Origin of the sequence: Pseudomonas aylmerensis (assembly GCF_001702265.1) — a bacterium.
GTDB classification, from domain to species: Bacteria; Pseudomonadota; Gammaproteobacteria; order Pseudomonadales; family Pseudomonadaceae; genus Aquipseudomonas; species Aquipseudomonas aylmerensis.
The window spans coordinates 1-21666 of record NZ_MAUE01000046.1; the positions used below are offsets into that span (position 1 = coordinate 1).

At 63.1% G+C, this 21666-nt stretch carries 14 protein-coding genes; 8 read left to right on the plus strand and 6 right to left on the minus strand.

What is annotated here, in order from left to right; genetic code table 11:
* Positions 1-1133 precede the first annotated feature (1133 nt).
* From BBG20_RS29710 to BBG20_RS29745, 8 genes are all read left to right on the plus strand, one after another.
* The gene (locus tag BBG20_RS29710; RefSeq protein WP_065909883.1) at positions 1134-2285 is read left to right on the plus strand and encodes an LLM class flavin-dependent oxidoreductase; all 1152 of its coding nucleotides are present in this window, start codon (positions 1134-1136) and stop codon (positions 2283-2285) included.
* 20 nt (positions 2286-2305) lie between these two features.
* Positions 2306-3355, plus strand: a complete 1050-nt coding sequence (locus BBG20_RS29715; RefSeq protein WP_065909885.1) for an ABC transporter substrate-binding protein — start codon at positions 2306-2308, stop codon at positions 3353-3355.
* A gap of 102 nt (positions 3356-3457) precedes the next feature.
* A complete protein-coding gene (locus tag BBG20_RS29720) occupies positions 3458-4516 on the plus strand; it encodes an ABC transporter substrate-binding protein (RefSeq protein WP_065909890.1) in 1059 nt (352 codons plus the stop codon).
* A 329-nt stretch (positions 4517-4845) separates the two neighbouring features.
* A complete protein-coding gene (locus BBG20_RS29725; RefSeq protein WP_065909892.1) occupies positions 4846-7086 on the plus strand; it encodes a TonB-dependent receptor in 2241 nt (746 codons plus the stop codon).
* Positions 7087-7236: 150 nt separating this feature from the next.
* Positions 7237-9702, plus strand: a complete 2466-nt coding sequence (locus BBG20_RS29730) for a TonB-dependent receptor plug domain-containing protein (RefSeq protein WP_065909895.1) — start codon at positions 7237-7239, stop codon at positions 9700-9702.
* Between the two features lie 214 nt (positions 9703-9916).
* Positions 9917-10669, plus strand: a complete 753-nt coding sequence (locus BBG20_RS29735) for an ABC transporter permease (protein WP_065909899.1) — start codon at positions 9917-9919, stop codon at positions 10667-10669.
* 8 nt (positions 10670-10677) lie between these two features.
* Positions 10678-11439, plus strand: coding sequence for an ABC transporter permease (locus BBG20_RS29740; protein WP_065909900.1), 762 nt, complete (start codon positions 10678-10680; stop codon positions 11437-11439).
* 11 nt (positions 11440-11450) lie between these two features.
* Entirely contained in the window at positions 11451-12239 is a 789-nt protein-coding gene (locus tag BBG20_RS29745; RefSeq protein WP_065909916.1) for an ABC transporter ATP-binding protein, read from the plus strand.
* A gap of 1083 nt (positions 12240-13322) precedes the next feature.
* Here the strand turns inward: BBG20_RS29745 and BBG20_RS29750 are convergent.
* The 6 genes from BBG20_RS29750 to BBG20_RS29775 form a co-directional block, all read right to left on the minus strand.
* Entirely contained in the window at positions 13323-14933 is a 1611-nt protein-coding gene (locus BBG20_RS29750; protein WP_065909901.1) for a GMC family oxidoreductase, read from the minus strand.
* 26 nt (positions 14934-14959) lie between these two features.
* The gene (locus BBG20_RS29755) at positions 14960-16177 is read right to left on the minus strand and encodes a mandelate racemase/muconate lactonizing enzyme family protein (protein WP_065909902.1); all 1218 of its coding nucleotides are present in this window, start codon (positions 16175-16177) and stop codon (positions 14960-14962) included.
* Position 16178: 1 nt separating this feature from the next.
* Positions 16179-17492: an MFS transporter gene (locus BBG20_RS29760; protein ID WP_065909918.1), complete on the minus strand. Its 1314-nt coding sequence runs from the start codon at positions 17490-17492 to the stop codon at positions 16179-16181.
* Between the two features lie 142 nt (positions 17493-17634).
* On the minus strand, positions 17635-19059 hold the full coding sequence (aldA, locus tag BBG20_RS29765; protein WP_065909904.1) for an aldehyde dehydrogenase: 1425 nt from the start codon (positions 19057-19059) through the stop codon (positions 17635-17637).
* A gap of 122 nt (positions 19060-19181) precedes the next feature.
* Positions 19182-20627 (minus strand): mechanosensitive ion channel family protein, encoded by a 1446-nt coding sequence (locus BBG20_RS29770; RefSeq protein ID WP_065909906.1) that lies wholly within the window; start codon positions 20625-20627, stop codon positions 19182-19184.
* A gap of 166 nt (positions 20628-20793) precedes the next feature.
* The gene (locus tag BBG20_RS29775; protein WP_065909908.1) at positions 20794-21660 is read right to left on the minus strand and encodes a pirin family protein; all 867 of its coding nucleotides are present in this window, start codon (positions 21658-21660) and stop codon (positions 20794-20796) included.
* Between the last annotated feature and the right edge of the window lie 6 nt (positions 21661-21666).

Consider the following 21666-nt stretch of genomic DNA (forward strand, 5'->3'; position numbering starts at 1 on the left):
GCAATGGGCCATCCTTGGCCCAGTGCGGCTAACCCGGCGTCCTGCCGGGTTACCCACGGATTCAAGCCTGCGTTCGGCCAGCGTGTTTAATGGGGCGCCTAGGATCAAGATCAAGATCAAGATCAAAAGCGGCTCGCTTCGCATCGTGGGTTGTGTTTGTTTACGCCAGGCCGGTATCGAGGCCAACACCGCCGATCCCCTGTGGGAGCCGTCGACCCCCGGCGAGGCCGCGAAAGCGGTGTGTCAGGCGCGAAATACATTGGCAATGCCGCCGCCTTCGCGGCCTCGCCAGGGCTCGACGGCTCCCACATTTGATCCTTTGGGGCGGCGGCTTATGGGGGGTGACTCGAGGCTGCTTGCGACAGACCGTTATCGAGGCCAACACCGCCGATTCCCTGTGGGAGCCGTCGAGCCCCGGCGAGGCCGCGAAAGCGGTGGGTCAGACACTAAATTCATTGGCAATGCCGCCGCCTTCGCGGCCTCGCTGGGGCTCGACGGCTCCCACATTTGGTCTGCGGGGCGGCGGATTGCGGGTGCGACTCAGGACTGCTTGCGACAGGCCGGTATCGAGGTCCACACCGCCGATCCCCTATGAGAGCCGGCTCCTGCAGGTTTCTGCTCTTGATCTAACCACTCAGGTCGGCTGTCAGGCCGCCGTGCTTTTGCTTTTGATCTTGATCTTGATCTAGGCGCCCCATCAAACACGCTGGCCGGAATTCGATATTGATTTGGGGGGTAAACCGGCAGGGATGCCGGTTTAGCCGCCCCGCGCCATGGATGGCGCGTGGCGGCGGCCCCCCAAATCAATGTCGGATTACGGGCACACCGAGCCTAGGCGAGGTGCCGAGTGTTGGGGCAAGAGCCCTTTTGGTTACTTTTGGGGCTCCTTTCCAAAAGTGACCCGCCGTAAGGGCGGAACCAATCTCCGCCCTCACCCAAACAACGGATATGCCCCCACCCCCTGCTGCCCCCTGAACACCCACTGCTGCAAGACTGCTGCCACAGCAACACCCCTCCCCCAAAATCCCCCCCAACCCCCCGCAACCATTACCCCCAACCCCAATGGCATGCCCGTTGCACACATCCCCTCAATCAGGTCCACGCACCTTGCACGACTGAAATCAGGAGCACCCATGAGCACTGAATTTTTCTGGCGTCTGCCATTGGGCACCGACGGCCCGCAGCTGACCACCGACAAGCACAACCGGGGCAACCCGGACTACCGCCCCGGCCATATCGCCCCCGGCCGCCTGCCGAATGGCGAGCCCGATGACTTCACCTACATCGACTACATCGCCCAAGTGGCCAAGGCCGCCGAACTCGCAGGCTTCGAAGGCGCACTGCTGCCCACCGGCCCCGAGCCGTGGATTGCCGCCGCAGCACTCGCGCGGGAAACCCGGCGCATCAAGTTCCTGATCGCCTTCCAGGCCACCTGGACCCTGCCCGCCTATGCCGCGCAGCAAGCCGCGATCCTGCAGAACCTCAGCCGTGGTCGCCTGGAGTGGAACATCATCACCGGCGGCAACCCGGCCAGCCAACGCGCCAACGGCGACTTTCTCGAACATGACCTGCGCTACAAACGCACCGGCGAGTTCCTCGACATCATCCAGGGCCTCTGGGAAAACCAGAAATTCTCCTATGACGGCGATATCTATCAACTGGAAAACGGCTCGCTGCCCGCCGGCCTGCACAACGAACGCAAGCCGGGGGTGTATTTCTCGGGGTTCTCCGAAGCCGCGCTGGGTGTGGCCGCCCGACATGCCGACGTCTACCTGAACTGGGCCGAGCCGATCGACAAGCTCAAGCCGCACATCGACCGGGTGCGCGAACTGGCCGATAAACAGGGGCGTACCGTGCGTTTCGGCCTGCGCGTCGACCTGTTCGCCCGCGAAACCGAAGAGCTGGCCTGGAAGGACCTGCGCCGCCAGTTCGACAAGCTCGATGGCAAGACCAGTGCCGTGGCCAAGGGCTTTACCAGCGGCTCGGACTCGGTCGGTGCCGCCCGGCAAACCGCCTACCACCAGAACGTCGACCGCTTTGATGACCTGATCATCGGCCCCAACCTCTGGGCCGGTTTTGCCAAGGCCAAGCCGGGCCCGACCGTGGGCCTGGTGGGCAGCCACGAAAACATTGCCGAGCGCCTGGTGGAATACCGCGACGCCGGTTTCTCGACCTTTATCCTCGCCGGCAATCCGCACCTGGAAGAAGCCCTGCGCATTGGCCAGGAAGTCTTGCCGCTGGTGCACCAACGCCCGGCCGTCCAACCTTTGAAAGCCAGCGCCTGAACGCTGGGGGAGCCCCTTTGATGACGCAACCTCTCGACACCCTGTGGTACACCCGTTGTCCTGTGCCGACCGGCCTGGGCATTGCCGTGCAAAAAGGCTGGCTGCAAGACACTGTCGGTGCCCTCGGCACCGAGGTGCAGTCGCTGCGCGAGTCGAATGACAAGGCCGTGCGCGAGTCGCACTTCGACCACACCCTGCAGAATTCCGTGCGCCACGGTGGCAATATCCCGGCGATCTGGGCCCGCGCCCAAGGCCGTGAAACCCGTGTGATCGGCCTGTCCTGGGCGGACGAAGTGCAATTGATCCTGACCCGCCAGGACAGCGGCATCAAGACCGTCAAGGACCTCAAGGGTCGCACCTTCGGCCTGCCGGACTGGGTCGGCGCGCAGATCGACTTTACCCGCGCCCAGGCCCTGCGTGGCCTGGAAAACGCCCTGTCGCTGGAAGGCCTGAAGGTCGGCGACGTCAAGCTGAAGAACTTTCAATACGGCGGCACCTTCAGCGACAGCGCAGTGCGCAACGTGGCCGGCACACCGGTGACTGCGCAGACGACTGGACGCAACCTGGAGCTGATCGGCCTGCTGCGCGGCGAAGTCGACGCGATCTTCCTCAAAGGCGCCAGCGCGGCGCAGCACGCGCATGATTTCGGCCTGCACACGGTGATCGATACCGGCGCCCACCCCGATCCGCTGATCCGCAGCAACAATGGCACCCCGCGCACCCTGGCGGTCGACCTGAACCTGCTGGACCAGCATTTTGACGTGGCCACCGGCATCCTCGACTCCGTGCTGCGTGCCGAGCAGTGGGCGCACACCCACCCGGAAGACACCCGGCGCTACCTCGCGCGGGAAACCAACAGCAGCGAATACTGGGTGACCGCCGCCTATGGCGACGATGCCCACCTGCGCCTGCGTACCGGGCTGGATGAACAGGCCATTGCGGCCTTGCAAGACTTCACTCACTTCCTGCACCGGTGGCGCTTTATCCCGCAAAGCTTCGATGTGCGCGAATGGATTGACGCGCGGCCGTTGCAGGCGCTGCTCCAAGGCAACACCGCACTCGCCGGCTAACCCCTGTAGGAGCCGGCTTGCCGGCGATAGCGTGTTTGCGGACGCCATCGCCATCCAGCCAGGCGCCCACAGAAGACTTCATGGATTGGAACGAAGAATTTTATGAGCAAACCACTCGATACTCTCTGGTACACCCACAGCCCGGTGCCCACCGGGCTCGGCATTGCGGTGCAGTCCGGGCGACTCGCCGAAGCCTTCCTGCCCTATGGCACCAATATCCAATCGCTGCGCGAGTCCACCGAGCGCGAAGTGCGTGAAGCGCACTATGACCATCACCTGCAGAATTCGGTGCGCCACGGCGGCAATATCCCGGCGATCTGGGCCTATGCCAGCGGTGTCGAAACCCGCGTGCTGGGGCTGTCGTGGAGTGATGAAGTGCAGTTGATCCTGACCACCGCCGAAAGTGGCGTGAAGAGCGTGCGCGACCTGAAGAACCGGCGCTTCGGCTTGCCGAAATGGGCCAACGTGCAAATCGACTTCACCCGTGCCCAGGCGCTGCGCGGGCTGGAAAATGCGCTCAAGCTCGAAGGCCTGGAGGTCTCGGATGTGGAGCTGGTGGACTACCCCTACGGCGGCACCTACAGCGACAACCAGACCTCCTACGTCTATGGGCCGGAAGTCAGCCTGGGCGTCAGCCGTTTCAGCCGGCGCAACAACGAGCTGATCGGCCTGCTGCGCGGCGACATCGACGCGATCTTCCTCAAGGGCGCGCATGCCGTGCATCTGGCCAACGAGTTCGGCCTGCATGTGGTGGTCGACACCGGTTCGCACCCGGACCCGCTGATCCGCTCCAACAACGGCACGCCCCGCACGCTTACGGTGGATATCCACCTGCTGCAGGAACACTTCGATGCCAGCGTGAAGATCGTCGACACGGTGTTGCGCACCGAGCAGTGGGCCTGGGCCAACCCGGACGAAACCCGGCGTTTTCTCGCCAAGGAACTCAATACCAGCGAGTACTGGGTCACGGCGGCGTATGGCGAGGACGCGCATCGGCGTCTGCGCACGACCCTCGACTCCCGCTCGATTGAAGCACTGCAGGATTTCACCGATTTCCTGTTCCGCTGGAACTTCATCCCGCGCCGTTTTGATGTGCGCGACTGGATCGATTTCAGCGTGCTGGAAAAAGTCATCGGCTCCACCTCTCGCGTCGCCGTGTAACCCTCGCACCGGCGATGGCGATCTCGATGACGCCATCGCCGCGCTGCGACGATTCGACAAGCCGGGCTTCTACAAATCCGCTGAAACCAGGGCCAATTGTGTTGGCCTGGCAACACCTCTCCTGCTGCTCCAGCAGCACCCGCCAAGCACTTTCTGCTGATTGTTCCACAGGCCTGTCCCGAGGACTTTTTTCGCCTGCTTGTTTCCACCAAAACCTGTTTTTTTAGTGTTTATATTCAACAGCTTATGCGCTTGTATCAACACTGAAATCCTCTTGGCACGATCTCTGCTCTAGCCCCTTCAAGGACACTTTTCCGGGGGAGACTGCAATGCATAAAATCAATCCAATCACCAAGGGCTTATGGCTGGCTTTACTGGTCGCCGGTGGCACGCACGCCGCTGAAGAAGACACCGCTAAAACCGAGCCGTCACTCAAGACCGTCACCGTCACCGCACAGCACCGCGAGGAAACCCTGCAAGAGGTTCCGGTGGCCGTGTCGGCGGTCCAGGGCACTACCCTGGTCGCCGACGGCGTACGCAATATGGGCGACATCACCACCTTCATTCCCAACGCCTCGGCGAAGAACCCGGACGGTGACGGGCGGCCGCGCTGGTACATCCGCGGGCTGGGCACCGGCGATACCGGCGCAGCGACCGTCTACCCGGTGGGCATCTATGCCGATGACGTCTACCTGAACGCGCCGATTGCCGGCGGCGGGCCGCTCTGGGACCTGGAGCGCATCGAGATTCTGCGCGGGCCACAGGGCACGCTGTACGGCAAGAACACCACGGCGGGTGCGGTGAACATCATCTCCAAGAAGCCGACCTTCGACACCGACGGGTTCGGCACTATCGGCTTTGGCAGCAAGAACGAACGCATCCTCAGCGGCGCCCTGGGCGGTGCCCTGGTGGATGAAAAACTCGCCGCGCGGATCTCGCTGTACTCCGAGGAGCGCGACGGCTTCCAGAAGAACCTGGTGGACGATCACACCTACGGCGACGTGAATAAAAAGGCCGTGCGCCTGCAATTCTTCGCCCAGCTCAATGATGACCTCGACGCGCTGTGGAAGATCCACGCCCGCGAGTTCAAGGGCGATGGTGCCAACGGTGCGCTGACCCTGGGCCGTTACTACAACGTCGGCTACCAGCGCCCGCTGGGGCGCAATATCGCGCTGAACGTGAAGGACGATTCCAAGCTCGACCACGACGGCACCTCGCTGACGCTCAACTGGCACCTGGGCGACTACACGCTGACGTCGATCACGGCCTACGACTACATTCGCGGCCAGTCCAGCGGCGACGCCGACTACACCCCCTATGAGGTCAACGGCACGTCCACCGCCGACAACAAATACACCCAGTATTCACAGGAAATCCGCCTGGCCTCGCCCCAGCAGGAAACCCTGCGCTGGCTGGCCGGCGCCCATTACTTCCACGAAGACCTCGACAGCAGCGCCGGGCGGTTTATCCAGCCTGGCCCGACACCGAACGGCACCGGCTCCAACCAGATCAACGGCGCCACGGACTTTCGTGACCTTAGCTACGACCACAAGACCGACAGCTACGCGCTGTTCGGCAACCTGACCTACGACTTCACCGACAACTTCAGCGTGACCGGTGGCCTGCGCTGGACCCAGGAAAAGAAAGACATCGACCTCAACCTCGCGCAGCTGACCCGCGCCACCGCCAACGGCCCGCTGATCCCGCTGGCCGCTGCCGGCAGCAACGGCAATCGCCAGGAAAACAAGACCTGGGAGGCCTGGACCTACGACCTGACCCCGGAATACCGCATCAACGACAACGTGCGGGTGTTCTTGCGCTATGCCCACGGCTTCCGGTCCGGCGGCTTCAACACCGGGCTGTCCACCAGCCTGTCGCAGCTGACCACGGTGGACCCGGAACAACTCGACGCGTACGAATTCGGCGTCAAGTCCGAGTGGTTCAACCACCGCCTCACGGCCAACGCGAACATCTTCTACTACGACTACTCGGACATTCAGGTCAACCTGCTGACGGTCAACAACGGCGTGCTGACCACGGCGCTGACCAACGGCGCCAAGGGCAAGGTCAAGGGCGCCGAGCTGGAACTCGAAGGCCAGCCGACCGACTACCTGCACCTGCGCGCGGCGGTGTCGTTCCTCGATACCGAGTACACCGACTTCAAGAACACCAACCCGACCACGGGCGCGGTCACCGGCGACTACAGCGGCAACAGCTTCGTGCGTTCACCGCGCAATGTGGTGTCGCTGGGCGGCGACTACACCTTCCCGCTGGAAATCGGCGGCAAGCTGGTGGCCGGTGCCGACGTGAGCTTTCGTGACAAGGAATACTTTCTCGCCGACCGCCAGAGCAGCGCCGACAAGGACTTGAGCCAAGCGCACTACACCTTGGCCAACAGCCGCCTGACCTGGTACAGCGCGGATGAAAAACTCAGCGTCACCGGGTTCGTGAACAACCTCACCGATCGCCGCTACCAAGTGCATGGCCGGCCCAACGGTGGCCTCGGCCAATACGTGATCACCTATGGCGACCCGCGCACCGTGGGCCTGAGCGTGACCAGCCGCTTCTAAGCCAGAGGCTGGAGGGTATTTATCCGCCTAGCAGGATCAATGTGGGAACTGGCTTGCCAGCGCCCACAACTGGCCCCCATTGCTTGAGCCACGACACCCGGCCCGCCATCGCCACTATCCAGTCATTCTATTGTTGAAAGGACCACTTCCATGTTCCAACGCACTCCGTTGGCCGGCGCCATCGCGCTGGTCATGGGCAGCCTTGCCCTGCCCGTCGTCGCGGCAGACGAGACCCAACCGACCGTAAAAAACGATCACCTCGACACCGTGGTAGTCCTCGGCACCCGGCGCAGCGACCTGACCGCCCTGCAAAGCGCAGCACCGGTGGACGTGCTCTCCGGCGAGCAATTGCAACAGACCGGCGCCACCGATTTGTCCGGTGCCCTCACCGCCCTGTCGCCATCGTTCAACTTCCCTCAGTCGCCACAGGGTGCCTTCGCCGGTTCCATCGCCCAGGGCGCCTCGTTGCGCGGCCTGGCCTCGGACCAGGTGCTGGTGCTGGTCAATGGCAAGCGCCGCCACAGCAGCGCCAACATCACCCGCCAGAGCCTGGTGAACGGGCGTGGCGCAGCGGCGGTGGATTTGAGCCTGATCCCACTGAGCGCGATCCAGCGCGTCGAGATCCTGCGCGACGGCGCCGCCGCTCAGTACGGCTCGGATGCAATCGCCGGGGTGATCAATATTGTGCTCAAGGAAAACGATGACGGCGGCAACCTCGGCTACCGCTTCGGCGGCTACGACAAGGGCGACGGTATCCAGCGCAAGCTCAGCGGCTGGAAGGGTTTCGCGTTGCCCAACGACGGTTTCCTGACCCTGAGTTTCGACGCCGGCAGCCAAGACCCGGCCAGCGATACCAACCCCGACAACCGGATCTTTTACCCCGGCGACACCAGCGTCAACACGCCCCGCGAGCAGAACAACCGCTACCGCACCTGGCGCTGGGGCGCGGGCAATGTCTCGGACCAGTACAATGTTGTCGCCAACAGCGAGATCGGCGTCGGCGAGGGCCTGACCGCCTATGGCTTTGCCACCTATGCCCACAAGAACACCGACGCCGAAGGCTTCTTCGACCCGCCGACCACCCTGCGCAACAACTACGGCAGCACCGCGTTGCAGCGTTACCCGGACGGTCGCTTGCCGATCACCCGCTACAGTCTGGAAGACTATGCGGTCACCGGCGGCCTGCGCTTCGAGAACGACCAACTGGGCAAGTTCGACCTGGCCCTGAACCATGGCAACAACACACTCGAGTCCGCTGACCGCAATGCGATCAACCCCAGCTATGGGGTGAACAGCCCGTCGTCGATCTACACCGGCAAGCGCGAAAACGACCAGACCAACCTGACCCTGGACTGGGTGCGCGACTTCCCCACCGACCTGCTGTTCAAGCCGCTGACCCTGTCGGCGGGCCTGGCCTGGCGCAAGGAAAACTACCAGTTGAGCGCGGGCGAAGCCGCCGGCTGGCAGAACGGGCCGCTGTTCAACACCATCGACCCGATCACCGGGCGGCGCATTCCGGGCTATTACTCGGGCATCACCCAGGTCGATGCGGCCTCGCTGGACCGCAAGGTGCTCGGTGCCTACATCGACGTCGAAGGCCAGATCACCGAGAAGTTCCAGGCCGGCGTGGCGGTGCGCACCGAGCACTATTCGGACTTTGGCGACACCACCAACGGCAAACTGTCGCTGCGCTATGACTTCACCCCACAGATCGCCGCCCGGGCCACCGCCAGTACCGGCTACCGCGCGCCGTCGCTGGTGCAGAGCGGCATGTCCTCATTCAGCGTGCAGGTGGTGGAGCAACCGCCGGGCAGCGGCAACTACGTCGAGGTGCAGCAACGCACCCTGCGTGCCAATAGCCCGGAGGCCCAGGCACTCGGCGGCAAGGCGCTCAAGCCCGAGGAGTCGACCAACTACTCCCTGGGCCTGGTATGGCGCCCACTGGAAAATGCCTCGGTGACGGTGGATGCCTACCGGATCAACATCAATAACCGCATCACCCTCTCCGACCAATTGCCCGCCAGCGTGGTCTCGCCGATCTTCGCCGGCACGCCCTACGCGAATATCCAGAGCGCGGCGTTCTACACCAACGTGGCCGACACCCGCACGGACGGCGTCGAGTTGACCGGCAACTACCAGTGGGACCTGCAGCAATGGGGCCGCCTGAACCTGAGCAGTGGTTTTGCGCAGAACAACACCACCATCACCGGCTTGCGCGACGTCGGCAATATCAAGGGCTCGCAGATCATTGGGCGCAATACCCAGGGCCTGATCGAAGATGGCACCCCGCAAAACAAGCTGACCCTGAGCGCCAACTGGCTGTATGAAAACTGGGGGCTGACCATTGCCCAGCGCCGCTACGGCGAGTGGAAAAGCCTCAACGCCACCAACCCCAACCTCGACCAGACCTACAGCCCGCAATGGGTGACTGACCTGGACCTGTCCTACACCTTCCACAAGGGCGTGAAGGTCTCGGTGGGCGCGATCAACCTGTTCGACTCGCACCCGGACAAGGCTGACGGCGCGCAGCTGTATGGCGTGCCCAAGTACTCGATCACCAGCCCGGAAGGCGCGCAGGGTGCGTTCTACTACACCAGTGTGAGCTACGACTTCTGAGAAGACTGCTGAATGGGTGCTGCTCCAGCAGCACCCGATCACCATTTCCCAGCGACCACCCCCTGTAGGAGCCCGGCTTGCCGGCGATGATGTCTCCGCAAATGCGCACACCTGCAGGCCCCATCGCCGCCAAGCCAGCGCCTACAGGAAGATTCGGTGATGTGGCACATGTCTTGCGATAGCTGCTGGGTATTCAGCTGAATTAAGACTTGCCATGCGCCTGCTTCGATACCTCACCTGGCTTATCTCGCCCGTGGCCCTGCTGGCCGTCTGGACGCTGGTGGCCCACCTCGGGATTTTCCCGCGCAATCTGCTGGTACCGCCCGCCCAGGTGCTGCAGACCTTCGAAGACCTGCTGGCCAGTGGCGAGCTGCTCGAACACCTCGGCAACAGTCTGTCGCGCCTGGGCCTCGGCTTTGGCATCGGCTCGTTGTGCGGGTTGGCCTTCGGCGTGCTGATGGCGCTGTCGAAAAACGTCGAGGCGTATTGCGGCCCGCTGTTTCATACCCTGCGCCAGATCCCCAGCATCGCCCTGATCCCGATGTTCGTGCTGCTGTTCGGCATCGACGAAACCTTCAAGATCATCATCGTCGCCAAGACCGCGTTCTTCCCGGTGGCACTGGCCGCTGGCGAAGGTGTACGGGGCATCCCGCGCAGCTATTTCGAAGTGGCGGACGTGTATCGCCTGCGCTGGCCGACTTTTGTGCGCCTGGTGGCCCTGCCCGCTGCGGCGCCGCCGATCATCACCGGCTTTCGCATCAGCCTGACCCGCGCCTGGGTGGTGCTGGTGGCCACTGAATTGCTGGCCGCCGACAGTGGCCTGGGCCAGATGATCGAGATGGCGCGGCAGATGCTGCGCATCGACGTGGTGATGGTCGGCGTGGTGGTCACCGGAGTGATCGGTTTTACCCTCGACTATGCCTTTCGCCGCATCGAAAAACGCCTGTTCCGCTGGCAAACCCGCTAGGAGTTCCGATGCTGCCTGTATTGAAAAAAGCCCGTGGGCTGTTGCTGCCGCTGCTGCTGATCCTCGCCTGGGAATATGCCTCTCGCCAGGACGCCGCCGGCGCGTATGCGTTCGTGCCATTGTCGGAAATTGGCTCGGCGTTGCTGGAGATGCTTGGCAACGGCGAACTGCTAGTCAACCTGCTGGCGAGCCTGGCGCGCACCAGCAGTGGCCTGGCCCTGGGCATTCTGTTCGGGGTGACGCTGGGGGTGCTGATGGCGCTGTCCAGCGTGGCCAACCGCTTGATCGGCCCGTTGTTCCATGCGATTCGCCAGGTGCCGATGCTCGGCTGGATCCCGCTGATTGCCATGTGGTTCGGCAATGGCGAGTTCTCCAAAGTGCTGATCGTCAGCCTGGCGGCGTTTTACCCGATGGTGCTCAACACTTACCAGGGGTTCAGCCACGTCGAGCGCCGCTACCGCGAAGTCGGCCAGGTGCTGGTCCTCACCCCGCTGCAGCAATTTACCCAGGTGCTGTTGCCGGCAGCCTTGCCGAGCATCGCCACCGGTGTCCTGCACGCGCTGGCGTTCGCCTGGGTAACGGCGATCGGCAGTGAGCTGTTCCTGTCCTCGGGCGCCGGCCTGGGCAACCTGATGATGAACGCCGAGGCCGGCTCGCGCATGGAAGTCATCGTGCTCAGCGTGCTGTGCATCGGCTTGCTCGGCTACCTGATGACCCTGTTGTTCACCCTGCTGAGCCGCCACCTGCTGCGCTGGCGCAACCTCCGTTGAAAGGCCTCGATATGAATGCAATCGCCCACGCTTCCCTTCATCAACACGTGCAGACCGGCGCCCTGCAGATTCGCGGCTTGAACAAAGCTTATCGAATCGAAGGCCGCGCCTTGCCGGTGCTGCAGGACATCCACCTCGACGTACGCCCGGGTGAATTCGTCAGCATCGTCGGCGCCAGCGGCTGCGGCAAATCCACCTTGCTGCGCCTGATCGTCGGGCTGGAAGCCGAATACGAAGGCGATATCCTGCTCGACGGTAAACGCATCGCGTCCACCAGCCTGGAGCGCGGCATCGTGTTCCAGGACCACCGACTGTTCCCGTGGATGACCGTCAGCCAGAACATCGCCCTGGCGCTGAAAAACCACGCGCTGCCCGCGGCCGAAAAAGACCGCCAGGTCGCCGAACACATCGCCCTGGTCAACCTCAGCGGCTTTGAAAACGCCTACCCGCACCAGCTTTCGGGCGGCATGGCCCAGCGCGCGGCCATTGCCCGGGCGTTGATCAACAAGCCCAAGGTGTTGCTGCTGGACGAGCCCCTCGGCGCCCTCGATGCCCTGACCCGCGTGCACCTGCAGCGTGAGTTGCAACGCATCTGGGTGCAGCAGCGTTGCACGGTGATCATGGTCACCCACGACATCGAAGAAGCGCTGTACCTGGGCGACCGGGTGATCGTGATGGATGCCCATCCGGGGCGGATCAAGCATGAAATCCAGGTCGACCTGCCGCACCCGCGCGACCGCGCCTCGCCGGTGTTGCAGGGCTATAAGGAGCAGTTGCTGGAAGAATTGGTCGGGCACTGATCCGTCCTGCCCCTGAAAAATGTGGGGGCGGGCTTGCTCGCGCAAGCGGTGTGTCAATCGCTGGAAGTGTCGACTGATCCAACGCCTTCGCGGGCAAGCCCGCTCCCACATTGGGGGATGCATCGGCCACTGATGCGGCGCAAGGTTCGGCCATTTCAGCCGCGCCGCCATAATCCAGGCTTCACACCTATCAAAAATGTGGGAGCGGGCTTGCTCGCGAAGGCGGTGTGTCAGTCGCTGGAAGTGTCGATTGATCCACCGCTTTCGCGGGCAAGCCCGCTCCCACATTGGGGAATGCATCGTTTATTAATACTGTGCAAGGCCCGGCAACTTCAGCCACGCCGCCAAAATTCAGGCCTCACACCAATCAAAAATGTGGGAGCGGGCTTGCCCGCGAAGGCGGTGTGTCAGTCGCTGAAAGTGCTGACGGATCCACCGCTTTCGCGGGCAAGCCTGCTCCCACATTGGGGATGCATCGGCCACTGATGCGGCGCAAGGCCCGGAAATTTCAGCCACGCCGCCAAAATCCAGGCCTCACACCAATCAAAAATGTGGGAGCGGGCTTGCCCGCGAAGGCGGTGTGTCAGTCGCTGGAAGTGCTGACTGATCCACCGCTTTCGAGAGCAAGCCCGCTCCCACATTGGGGGATGCATCGTCCACTGATGCGGCGCAAGGCCCGGCCATTTCAGCCACGCCGCCAAAATTCAGGCTTCACCACCAATCAAAAATGTGGGAGCGGGCTTGCTCGCGAAGGCGGTGTGTCAGTCGCTGGAAGTGTCGATTGATCCACCGCTTTCGCGAGCAAGCCCGCTCCCACATTGGGGAATGCATCGTCCACTGATGCGGCGCAAGGCCCGGCCATTTCAGCCACACCGCCAAAATCCAGGCTTCACACCAATCAAAAATGTGGGAGCGGGCTTGCCCGCGAAGGCTGTGTGTCAGTCGCTGTAAGTGCTGACGGATCCACCGCTTTCGCGGGCAAGCCCGCTCCCACATTGGGGGATGCATCGGCCATTAATGCGGCGCAAGGCCCGGCAATTTCAGCCACACCGCCAAAATCCAGGCTTCACACCGCTCCCACACTCAAGCATCCTCAAGAATCAAGTCGGCGCCCTTCTCTGCCACCATCAGCACCGCCGCGTGGGTGTTGCCCGAGGTCACGTTGGGGAAGATCGATGCATCGACGATGCGCAAGCCCTGCAGGCCGTGCACTTTCAAGCGTTTGTCGACCACCGACACCTGCGGGTCCGAGCCCATGGCGCAGGAGCCGCACAGGTGGTAGATCGAGCCGCTGTTTTCGCGGAAGTACTGCAGCATCTGCTCATCGGTCTGCACCGCATCGCCGGGCAATACTTCGGCCACGGTGATGCCCTTGAGCGCGGGCGCCTGCATGATCTTGCGCATCAACCGGCTGCCCTGGATCACCTCGTCGATGTCCTTCTCGGTGCTCAGGTAGTTGGGGTCGATCAGTGCCGCGTCCCGTGGGTTTTTCGAGGCGATACGAATGGTGCCGCGGCTGGTGGGCCGGCACGGGTTGAAGCACAGCAGGAAGCCGGAATACGGCTCGGGCTTGAGGCTGGCCTTGTTGTTTTTCGGGATCTGGTACGACAGCGGATTGAAGTACAGCTGCAGGTTCGGGTCCTTCTGCGCCTCGTTGCCGCGAAAGAATCCGCCCGCCTGGTTCACGCTCATGGCCAGCGCGCCCTTGCGGGTCAGCAGGTACTTGAGGCCCAGTTTTAACTGGCCGAACAGCGAACTGAGTTCGTCGTTCAGGGTCGGGATATTGGCCTTGTAGTAGTAGCTCGCGCACAAGTGGTCCTGCAGGTTCTCGCCCACTGCCGGCAGGTGCTTGACCAGCGGGATCGCATGCTCGGCCAGCAGGTGCCGGTCGGCAACGCCGGACAATTGCAGGATCTTCGGCGTGTCCACTGCACCGGCGCACAGGATCACTTCCTTGCGCGCGCTGAAGGTGCGCGCCACGCCGTGCTGGGTGACGGCAATGCCGGTGGCGCGCTGCTGGTCGTCGAACAGCACGCGGTCGACCAGTGCATGCAGCTCCACCTTCAGGTTCGGCCGGCCCAGCGCCGGGTGCAGGTGCGCAAAGCTGCTGGAGCAGCGTTCGCCGTTGCGGGTGTTGACGTCATACAGGCCGGCGCCTTCGAAGTGCGGGCCGTTGAAGTCGTCGCTGTGGGCGTAGCCGAGCTGTTCGCAGCCCTTGAGGAAGACGTCGCAGATCGGGTGAGTCTGGCCCTTCATCGGCGTGATGCTGATGGGGCCGCTGCCGCCGTGGTACTCGGTGTCGCCCAGCGGGTGATTCTCCAGTTTGCGAAAGTACGGCAATACGTCCGCAAAGCCCCAGCCGTCGTTGCCGTTCGCGGCCCAGTCGTTGAAGTCATGGGCCTGGCCGCGCACGTAGATCATCGCGTTGATCGAGCCCGAGCCGCCCTGCACCTTGCCGCGTGGCGCGTAGATTTCGCGCCCGGCCAACTGCTTTTGCGGCTGGCTGTAATACATCCAGTTGAAGGTCGGGTTGTAATACATCTTGGCGAATCCGACCGGGATCTTGAACCACCAGGAGCTGTCCTTGCCGCCGGCTTCGAGCAGCAACACCGAGTATTCGCCCGACGCGGACAGCCGGTTGGCGAGGATGCAACCTGCGGCGCCAGCGCCGGCGATGATGTAGTCATATGTCATTCACGGTTACCGCGTAAGTCGTTTTTTTAGCCCTTGGCGGGCGAAGTGTCTTTGACGTCAGCCGGCGTCGGCGCCATTTGCAGGTGCAGGCGCTGACCGCTGTACGGCGTGTGTTTGCGCACCACGTCCATGTTCAGTTCCACGCCCAGGCCCGGCTCGGTGGACGGGATGATGTAGCCGTCCTCCCATTGCAGCGGCTTGGTCAGCACTTCGGCGTGGAAGCCGCCCCAGGTCATGATGCTTTCCTGGATCAGGAAGTTCGGTGTGCAGGTCGCCAGCTGGAAACTCGCCGCCGCGCCAATCGGGCCGTTGTACAGGTGCGGCGCGATCTGCGCGTAGTACGCCTCGGCCATGCTCGCGATTTTCTTGGCTTCGAGCAGCCCGCCGCAGCGCGCCACGTTCATCTGCAGGATCGACGCGCCGCCGGCCTGCAGCAGCTTGAAGAATTCATACTTGGTGGTCAGCCGTTCGCCGGTGGCAATCGGGATGCTGGTCTTGGCCGCGACTTGGGCCATGGCGTCTTCCTGGCCCGGTGGCACTGGCTCTTCGAACCACAGCGGGTCGTATTTTTCCAGGCGCTTGGCCAGGCGGATTGCCGACGACGGCACCATCTGCCCATGGGTGCCGAACAGCAGGTCGCATTTGTCGCCCACCGCTTCGCGGATCTTGCGGCAGAAGGTTTCGCAGCGTTCCAACACTTCCAGCGAAATCTGGTGGCCGGAGTACGCGGTGTAAGGGCCGGCCGGGTCGAACTTCACGGCGGTGAAACCTTTGTTCATGTTGTCGATCGCGCATTCGGCGGCCAGGTCCGGGTCGTCGTAGTCGTACTCGCCTTTGCTATTGACCGGGTACAGGTAGGTGTAGGAACGCAGGCGCTCGTTGACCTTGCCGCCCAGCAGCTCGTAGACCGGCTTGTTGGCGGCCTTGCCGATGATGTCCCAGCAGGCCATCTCCAGGCCGCTGACCACGCCCATCATGGTCAGGTCCGGGCGCTGGGTGAAACCGCTCGAGTAGGCCTGGCGGAAGAAGCGCTCGATATGGTGCGGGTCATGGTCGAGCAGGTAGCGTTCGAACACATCCTCGATGATCGGCAGCATGGCCTTGGGGCCGAACGTCGCGGCGTAGATCTCGCCGACACCTTCGATGCCGCAGTCGGTCTTGAGTTTGACGAACAGCCAGTACATGCCACCGATGTGCGGCGGCGGGACAGCAACGATATGGGTTTCAAGGGCGACGATTTTCATCTCAGGCACCTGTCTGGTTGAATTTTTTACGGTTGATTCGGGCGCGCAGGGTCAGGGCCGCAAGGGTGCCGAGCACGCCGATGAAGGCGATGTAGCCGAAATACAGGTTGTAGCCGGCCTTGCCTGGGTAGGTGTCGGTCAGGTAGCCGTTGATCAGCGGGATAAAGGTGTCCGGCAGGTAACCCACCACCGAGACAATGCCGATGGCCAGGCCAGTGATGCGCAGCGGGATGTCGCAGCTGTCGAGGATGGCCCAGTACAGGCCGCGAATCGCGTAGGTCATCAGGCCGATGAAGATCACCGTGCCGATCAGCAGGCCCAGGCTGTTGAAGGCCGGGAACACGATCAGCCCGAGCATGGCCAGGGTTACCAGGGCCAGCGCGACGATCAGTACCGAGATATTCGAGAACTTGTCACCCAGCCAGCCGCCGCCGATACCGCCGATGGGGCGCATCCACAGCTTGATGGTGGTGATGGTGCCAGCCATCACGGCAGTCATGCCGCTGCCTTGCAGGTAGTCCGAGAAGCTGTAGGTGGCCCAGAACATGTGGTAGCCGCAGAACACAATCGCGGTCACCAGCCACAGCTCGGGGATCTTCACCAGGGTCGCCAGGTCGGCGATCAGGTTGAACTTGCCCTTCTCGACCGCCGGCGTTTCAGCCATGGATTTCGGGTCTTTCAACAGCACCAGCGCGCAGCCGATGGCGATGCAGGTGAAGGAATACAGGTACACCACCTGCTTGAAGCCCTCGCCCGCCGACTCGCCACGGGTTTCGGTGGCAAAGGCGAACAGGCCCAGGGCCACGGTCGCCAGCAGCGCTTCCACCAGGCCGCGACCGCCATCGAGGATGCCGAAGAAGCGGCCCTGCTCGCTGTGGTGGGCAATCATCTTCACGCGCTTGAGCACGGAAGCCCAGAACGTCAGGCCGGTGGTCAGGCCCCAGCAGCCGAAGATGATCATCAGGCCGGTCATGGACGGCACGCTGGAGTACCACAGGCCCAGCGCGCCGGTGGCGACCAGTGAGAAAAAGATCAGGAAGCGCGGCGGCAGCCGGTCCGCCAGCCAGCCGCTGGGCAGGTAGCTGAGCAGAAAGATCGTGCCGAGCATCGAGTACAGGTAGCCCAGTTGACTGTGATTGATCTGGAATACGTCGAGCATGGTGGTCTGGTAGACCTGGCGCAGGTAGAGGATCGGGTAGATCGCTCCGGCGGCGAGAACCAGCAACATCAATTGGAAGTAGCGACTGGCAGTGTCGCTGTTTTTTGCCGCGGGCACGGCAGCGAAACCCGGGGCAACGGGTGCAGGCTTGGACATCTTGATGACCTCGGGCACCCACTGTGCGGATGCCCTGATAATTGTTTTTATAGAGGCAGCTGCCAGCCTCAAGCTTCAGGCGGCCAGTAAATCTTGCGCGCCTTGACTTGGAGCTTGCAGCTCAACACTTGTAGCTGCTTGGTTAGTACTTCATGACCACCAGGCGGGTCTGGGTGAACTCCAGCATCCCGTGCTTACCGTCATCGCCGCCCAGCCCTGAGCGTTTCCAACCGGCGTGGAAGCCCTGGTACGGGTCCGCCGGGGTGCGATTGACGTACAACTCGCCGGCCTCGATGGCATTCGCCACCTTCATTGCCGTGCGGTAGTTCTCGGTATAGAGCACCGATGACAGGCCGAACTGATGGTCGTTGGCCATCGCCAGGGCTTCGTCGATGTCGCGGTACTTGAGCACTGGCAGCACCGGTCCGAAGATTTCCTCCTGGATGATCTCCATGTCCTGGCGGCAACCGCTGAGCAACGTCGGCGGGTAGAAATGCCCCGGGCCGTCTGGCAGTACACCGCCGCTTTCCAGTACAGCACCGGCGGCGACGGCGCGCTCGACCATGGCATGGATAGTTTTTTGCGCGCTGGCATTGACCAATGGCCCCATCAGGCTGGGATCCTGGGCGCGGTCGCCGAATTTCACCGCGCTGATCCTGGCTTTGAGCAAGGCGAGGAAGCGGTCGTAGACGGCTTCGTGCACGTACACGCGCTCAACCGCCGTGCACAGCTGGCCGCAGTGGGTGGTCTTGGAGGCGACGATGGCGCTGGCGGCGGTTTCCAGGTCGGCGTCCGCCTCGATGATCGCCGGGGTCTTGCCGCCCAATTCCAGGGACGGCTTGGCAATATTGGCCTTGCAGTAGTCCAGCACGATGCGCCCGGCATTCACACTGCCGGTGAGCGTAATCAGCCCGACTGCCTTGTGCGTACAGACGCTGGCAGCGGTGGCGTGGTCCATGGTCAGGATGTTGATCACCCCGGCTGGAATCCCGGCCTTGACCACTGCCCTGGCAATCGCAAACGCCGACAGCGGCGTGTTGTTGCTCGGGCGCACCACCACGGTATTGCCGGCGATCAGCGCCGGGGCGATTTTGCGCAACAGGGTGTAGACCGGGTAGTTGAACGGAATCAGGCAGGCGACGACGCCAATCGCCTCGCGTTGCAGGAACAGGTTTTCGTCCGGGGTATCGCTGGGGATGATCTCGCCTTCGATGCGCCGCGCCCATTCAGCGTGGTAGCGGGTGATCTGCGCGGCGTAACGCGCTTCGTTGCTGGCGTCGCTGAGGCTTTTGCCCGACTCGCTGGCCAGCGCTGTGCCGATGGCCTCGGCACAGGCATCTAGGGCATCGGCGAATGCCCGCAGGTGTTCGGCGCGTTCGATGCTGGTGAGTTTGCCCCAGGTTTTCTGCGCGACGGCCGCGGCATCGACGGCAGCAATCGCCTCATCGGCGGTGGCGGCACTGACGTGGCCGACCACGGTTGCAGTGGCCGGGTTATACACGGCGATGAGGGCATCGCTGGCAGGTTCGACAAAGTGACCGTTGAAAAAATTGCGCTCGAGTTGCATGTGGTTCGCCCAACGTTGTTGTTATCCGAGTGACATGCAGTTTTGTCATCGGCCAGCCGTTGGACAAACGATTTATTGCGCGGGGTAACGTGCGAAAAACGCAGGTTAGTCGGTTTTACACCTCACAGGCCGCGTTGGCGCAGCCACTGCAGGAAGCCCTTCTTGGCCGGCACCACCGGCGCCTCCTGGGTCAAGGCCTGCGCGGCGTGGACGCGGAAATCCAGCAGCGCCTTCATGGCTTCGCTGATGTCATGGCGCGCGTCCAGGCACGGTTTCAAGTATTCCTTCTCGATGCGGTACAGGGTGCAGAAGGTCTTCGCCGAAAAGTCGGCCAACGCGGCCTCATCCGACAGGATCCCCGCCTCGCCAATCACTTCGCCCGGCCCCATGCGCCCGGCTTCGAATTTGCGCCCGCCCTTGGTCAGCATCACCGAGACCACCCCCGACTCGACGATAAACAAATGATCGCTGACCTCCCCGGCCGGCAGGATCATCTCGCCGGCGCGGTAAGTGTGCAGGGTCATGTTCTGGCTGAAGGTGTCTTTCTCCTCCTGGCGCAAGGTCGAGAAAATCGACGAACGCTCCAGCAACGCCCGCGCGGCGGACGTGGCCGGCGGCGCGCCGCTTTCCGTGGCCGACAGCAACCCCACGCCCGCCGCCTGCAGGTGCCGGAACGCCAGGTCGTAGAGCTGGTTGCGCACCTCGCGCTTGAGGGCCATGGCCGGCACGAACCCGCTGATTTCATACTCGACGCCGCCACTGGCGGAGGTCTTGAACGCGACGCTCGGTGCGGGCGTCGCCAGCAGCGGCCGGCAGCCCTGCATTGCGCGCTCGAGTGCTTCGATCACGGTTTGCGGGCGTGCATGGGGGCTGACCTGCAGGCTTACCGCGAGGCCGAACATGTCCGCCGGGCGCGAGAAATTGATGATCTTGGCCTTGGCCGCCAGCGAATTGGGGATCACCGCCATGCTGCCCTGGGAGGTTTGCAGGCGCGTGGCGCGCCAGTCGATATCGGTGACGCGGCCTTCGGTGCCGTCAATCGAGATCCAGTCATCGATCTGATAGGGCTTGGTGGTGTTGAGGACGATCCCGGAAAACACATCGCTCAAGGTGCTTTGCAAGGCCAGGCCGACAATGATCGCCACCGCCCCGGACGTGGCGAGCACGCCTTTGACCGGCAGATCGAGCACGTAGGCCATCGCGGCGATGATCGCGATCAGGAAAATCACCGCGCCCATCAAATCCTGCAACAACCGCCCGGTATGCCCGACCCGTTGCATCATCACGGTGCCCAGCAACACCGTCAGCGTGCGCGCCGCAAACAGCCACCAGCCGATCTGCAAGGCCGTGGCGGCCAGGTGCAAGGCGGTGTTGTCGGTGTAGGGCGGGAGTTGCATGGGGTTCATGCCGTCGTTGAACAGCACGGCGCTGAACACCGCGAAGATCGCCAGGCGCGCGGCGAGCTTCCAGTTGGCGAGGTTGGCGGAGATCAGGCGCCACACGGCGATGTCGATAAAGATCAGCGCCACGGCGCATAACATCGGGTGATCGGCGATAAATGAGGGCATCCAGGCGACTCCAGGGCGAATGACGGGAAGATCGCATGAAATCGGAACGCTGGAAACAAAATGTGGGCGCTGGCTTGCCCGCGATGCAGGCGCCTCGGTGTATGCGTTACACCGCGCTGATGCTATCGCCGGCAAGCCAGCTCCCACAGGGTTTTGCAGCGGGTCGTCAGGCGTGCATCTGCCCGAACTTGCCCGAGTGGAAATCCGCAAATGCCTGGTGGATTTCCTGCTCGGTGTTCATCACGAACGGGCCGTGGCCGACGATCGGTTCGTCGATGGGCTCGCCGCTGAGCAGCAGCACCTTGGCGTCGTCATTGGACTCCAGGGTGAGCTGGCTGCCGTCACGCTCGAACAACGCCAATTGGCCTGGGCGCGCAACCTCTTCGCCGTTGATCAGCAGCGTGCCGCTGAGGATCACCAGGGCGGTGTTGCGTCCTGCGTGCAGCGCCAATGTCACGGGTTTGCCGGCGTTGAGGCGCAGGTCCCACACGTCGATCGGGGTGAAGGTGCGTGCAGGCCCACGGGAGCCGGCAAACTCACCGGCGATCAGGCGCAGGTGCCCGGCGTCGTCGGGCAGCGGCAGCACCGGGATGTCACCGTCGACAATCGTCTGGTAGCCCGCGTCGGCCATTTTGTCCTTGGCCGGCAGGTTGACCCACAGTTGCACCATCTCCATCACCCCGCCGCTGCGGGCAAAGGCTTCGGAATGGAACTCTTCGTGCAGGATGCCCTTGGCGGCCGTCATCCATTGCACATCGCCAGGGCCGATCTTGCCGCCGGCGCCGGTGGAATCACGGTGCTCGACTTCACCGTCATAGACGATGGTCACGGTTTCAAAGCCGCGATGCGGGTGTTGCCCGACGCCACGACGTTGCTCGGTCGGGGTGAAATCCGCCGGGCCGGCGTGGTCCAGCAGCAGGAATGGGCTGATGTGTTTGCCCATCGAATCGTAGGAAAACAGCGTGCGCACCGGAAAGCCGTCGCCGACCCAATGGGCGCGCGGGCTGGTGTAGATGCCAATCAACTTTTTCATGGTGTA

Excerpts from the sequence above, each read along its gene's own strand:
- BBG20_RS29725 (WP_065909892.1), top strand. The coding sequence starts at position 4,846 with ATGCATAAAATCAATCCAATCACCAAGGGCTTATGGCTGGCTTTACTG.
- BBG20_RS29740 (WP_065909900.1), top strand. The coding sequence starts at position 10,678 with ATGCTGCCTGTATTGAAAAAAGCCCGTGGGCTGTTGCTGCCGCTGCTG.
- aldA (WP_065909904.1), bottom strand. The coding sequence starts at position 19,059 with ATGCAACTCGAGCGCAATTTTTTCAACGGTCACTTTGTCGAACCTGCC.
- BBG20_RS29745 (WP_065909916.1), top strand. The coding sequence starts at position 11,451 with ATGAATGCAATCGCCCACGCTTCCCTTCATCAACACGTGCAGACCGGC.
- BBG20_RS29720 (WP_065909890.1), top strand. The coding sequence starts at position 3,458 with ATGAGCAAACCACTCGATACTCTCTGGTACACCCACAGCCCGGTGCCC.
- BBG20_RS29775 (WP_065909908.1), bottom strand. The coding sequence starts at position 21,660 with ATGAAAAAGTTGATTGGCATCTACACCAGCCCGCGCGCCCATTGGGTC.
- BBG20_RS29715 (WP_065909885.1), top strand. The coding sequence starts at position 2,306 with ATGACGCAACCTCTCGACACCCTGTGGTACACCCGTTGTCCTGTGCCG.
- BBG20_RS29735 (WP_065909899.1), top strand. The coding sequence starts at position 9,917 with ATGCGCCTGCTTCGATACCTCACCTGGCTTATCTCGCCCGTGGCCCTG.
- BBG20_RS29770 (WP_065909906.1), bottom strand. The coding sequence starts at position 20,627 with ATGCCCTCATTTATCGCCGATCACCCGATGTTATGCGCCGTGGCGCTG.
- BBG20_RS29750 (WP_065909901.1), bottom strand. The coding sequence starts at position 14,933 with ATGACATATGACTACATCATCGCCGGCGCTGGCGCCGCAGGTTGCATC.
- BBG20_RS29755 (WP_065909902.1), bottom strand. The coding sequence starts at position 16,177 with ATGAAAATCGTCGCCCTTGAAACCCATATCGTTGCTGTCCCGCCGCCG.
- BBG20_RS29730 (WP_065909895.1), top strand. The coding sequence starts at position 7,237 with ATGTTCCAACGCACTCCGTTGGCCGGCGCCATCGCGCTGGTCATGGGC.
- BBG20_RS29760 (WP_065909918.1), bottom strand. The coding sequence starts at position 17,492 with ATGTCCAAGCCTGCACCCGTTGCCCCGGGTTTCGCTGCCGTGCCCGCG.
- BBG20_RS29710 (WP_065909883.1), top strand. The coding sequence starts at position 1,134 with ATGAGCACTGAATTTTTCTGGCGTCTGCCATTGGGCACCGACGGCCCG.